General features: G+C 59.1%; 3 protein-coding genes. All 3 read right to left on the bottom strand.

The annotated features are described in order from the left end of the window. Nucleotides 1-418: 418 nt before the first annotated feature. The 3 genes from ACIPZE_RS20970 to hisA all read right to left on the bottom strand — a co-directional run bounded on the left by ACIPZE_RS20970 (nt 419) and on the right by hisA (nt 2,774). Nucleotides 419-1,174 (bottom strand): ABC transporter substrate-binding protein, encoded by a 756-nt coding sequence (locus tag ACIPZE_RS20970; protein WP_283438014.1) that lies wholly within the window; start codon nt 1,172-1,174, stop codon nt 419-421. An 82-nt stretch (nt 1,175-1,256) separates the two neighbouring features. Then, nucleotides 1,257-2,027, bottom strand: coding sequence for an imidazole glycerol phosphate synthase subunit HisF (gene hisF / locus ACIPZE_RS20965; protein WP_007909211.1), 771 nt, complete (start codon nt 2,025-2,027; stop codon nt 1,257-1,259). A gap of 9 nt (nt 2,028-2,036) precedes the next feature. Continuing rightward, complete coding sequence (gene hisA, locus ACIPZE_RS20960) at nt 2,037-2,774, bottom strand: 1-(5-phosphoribosyl)-5-[(5-phosphoribosylamino)methylideneamino]imidazole-4-carboxamide isomerase (RefSeq protein WP_003220753.1); 738 nt, start codon at nt 2,772-2,774, stop codon at nt 2,037-2,039. Between the last annotated feature and the right edge of the window lie 42 nt (nt 2,775-2,816).

The following is a 2,816-nucleotide window of genomic DNA, read 5'->3' as shown; positions in this document are numbered from 1 at the left end:
GAAAAGCACATAGATCAGCTCCCTTTCCCCCCGCCCCCAGAGGGAGAGGGAGCTGACCGAATTGATTGGGAGAGCTGCACCGACTTGCAATACCGCGTCGGACTCAGGTTTTGAAAAGCACATAGATCAGCTCCCTTTCCCCCCGCCCCCAGAGGGAGAGGGAGCTGACCGAATTGATTGGGAGAGCTGCACCGACTTGCAATACCGAGTCGGACTCAGGTTTGAAAAGCACATAGATCAGCTCCCTTTCCCCCTCGCCCTAGAGGAAGAGGGAGCTGACCGAGTTGATTGGGAGAGCTGCACCGACTTGCAATACCGCGTCGGACTCAGGTTTGAAAAGCACATAGATCAGCTCCCTTTCCCCCTCGCCCCCCTTGGGGGAGAGGGTTGGGGTGAGGGGGTAGCGATCTGATAAGCGCTACAAATACCGCCCCATGATGTCATCCACCACACCATCCTTACGCATCTGATCCAGCGCAGCCTGTAGCTTCTTCACGGTTTCTTCCGGCACGTCTTTATTCAGCGCCAGATACAGCTCTGCGCTGTTAAAGCGCAGGACCGTCTTCAGCCCCGTCACCCCATCCTGCCTTGCCAGATAACGCCCAGCCGGATCACCCGTCGCCCACAAATCAATCTGCCCGTTGACCAGCTTCTTGGCGTTGTCTTGATCGCGCAATACCACCATAGGTTTCAAACCTTGCTTGGTCAGCGTCTCGGCAATCGCATCGCCCTTGTAGGCGCCGATCTTGTATTTGCGTGCATCGTTGAGGGTTTCGAGGGTGATCTTGCTGTCGGCCTTGGCCAACATGATCCAGTCGTCCGGACCGATCGGGCCGACCCATTTGAAGAGTTTTTCGCGGTCTGGCAGGCGCGCCATCACGAAGGCACCGTAGCCAGGATTTTCCAGGGCGAGTTTGTAGACGCGCTCCCAGGGGAATCGCAGGGTCAGGCTGTAGGTGACGCCGGCACGCTGGAACATTTCGCGCACGATGTCGGTGGCGATGCCATTGATGTTCTCGCCCTTGGCGAAGTTCTTGCCGTCCTTCGCCATGTTGTAAGGCGGGAAGTTTTCGGTAAGGAGCACCAGATCGGTGTCGGGACTGGTTTCGGCACGGGCCGTGTTGATGAGCAACATCGAGGCGCTGGCGAGAACAAGAAGCAGGCGTTTGATCATGTCGGGCTACCGAAATCCATGGCGTGCCCAAGAGTGCCTTGGGTGCGCCATGGTGTCCACTGGCCTGTATCGATTTTGACGCTTAACGCATCACGATGCCGCGTTTGGCCATGTAGGCCTTGGCTTCCTGCACGGTGTATTCGCCGAAGTGGAAAATACTCGCCGCCAGCACCGCACTGGCGTGGCCTTCGAGAATGCCGTCAGCCAGATGCTGCAGATTGCCGACGCCACCGGAAGCGATTACCGGGATGCCCAGCGCATCGCTGATCGCGCGGGTCACGCCGAGGTCGAAACCGTTTTTCATGCCGTCCTGATCCATGCTGGTCAGCAGGATTTCACCGGCACCGAGGCCTTCCATTTTCTTCGCCCACTCGACGGCGTCGAGGCCGGTTGGCTTGCGCCCGCCGTGGGTGAAGATTTCCCAGCGTGGAGTTTCGCCGGGGCCGGAAACCTTCTTCGCGTCGATGGCGACGACGATGCATTGCGAGCCGAAATGCTGCGCCGCTTCACCGACGAATTCCGGGTTGAACACGGCAGCGGTGTTGATCGACACCTTGTCCGCACCGGCATTCAGCAGATTGCGGATGTCCTGCACGGTACGCACGCCGCCGCCGACCGTCAGCGGAATGAACACCTGACTGGCCATGCGTTCGACGGTATGCAGCGTGGTGTCGCGACCATCGACGCTGGCGGTGATGTCGAGAAAGGTAATCTCGTCGGCACCCTGCTCGTCGTAGCGACGGGCGATTTCCACCGGGTCACCGGCGTCGCGGATGTTTTCGAACTTCACACCTTTGACGACCCGGCCGTTGTCCACGTCCAGGCAAGGGATGATGCGTTTGGCCAGCGCCATGGTCAGTCCTCAGCCTTGGTACGAATCGCAGAAAGCTTGCGCTTCGGCGACGTCGAGGGTGCCTTCGTAGATCGCCCGGCCAGTGATGGCGCCGATGATGCCTGGCGCCTTGGCGTCGAGCAGCGATTTGATGTCACCGAGATTGTGGATGCCGCCGGACGCGATCACCGGGATCTTCGTGGCAGCAGCCAGTGCAGCGGTGAACGGTACGTTGCAGCCCTGCATCATGCCGTCTTTGGCGATGTCGGTATAAACGATCGAGGACACGCCGTCGGCTTCAAACTGCTTGGCCAGATCGATGACCTGTACGGTACTGATTTCCGCCCAGCCATCGGTGGCGACGAAACCGTCTTTAGCGTCCAGGCCAACGATGATCTTGCCCGGGAACGCGCGGCAGGCTTCAGCGACGAACGCCGGATCTTTAACGGCTTTGGTGCCGATGATCACGTAGCTGACGCCAGCCTTGACGTAGTGTTCGATGGTTTCCAGCGAGCGGATGCCGCCACCGATCTGGATCGGCAGGGTCGGATAGCGCTTGGCAATCGCGGTGACCACCTCGCCATTGACTGGCTGGCCTTCGAAAGCGCCGTTCAGATCGACCAGATGCAGACGGCGGCAACCGCCCTCCACCCACTTGGCAGCCATGCTCACCGGGTCATCGGAGAACACCGTGGAATCTTCCATGCGGCCCTGGCGCAGACGTACGCAGGCACCGTCTTTAAGATCGATAGCGGGAATAATCAGAATCTGTCAAACATTCAAAAATGAATTTTCAGCTTGGATCGGAAA

This window comes from Pseudomonas sp. NPDC089741 (assembly GCF_044748825.1).
In the GTDB taxonomy this organism is placed as follows: domain Bacteria; phylum Pseudomonadota; class Gammaproteobacteria; order Pseudomonadales; family Pseudomonadaceae; genus Aquipseudomonas; species Aquipseudomonas helmanticensis.
The sequence above is the reverse complement of the archived record's forward strand: the minus strand, read 5'-3'. Positions and strand labels throughout refer to the sequence as shown.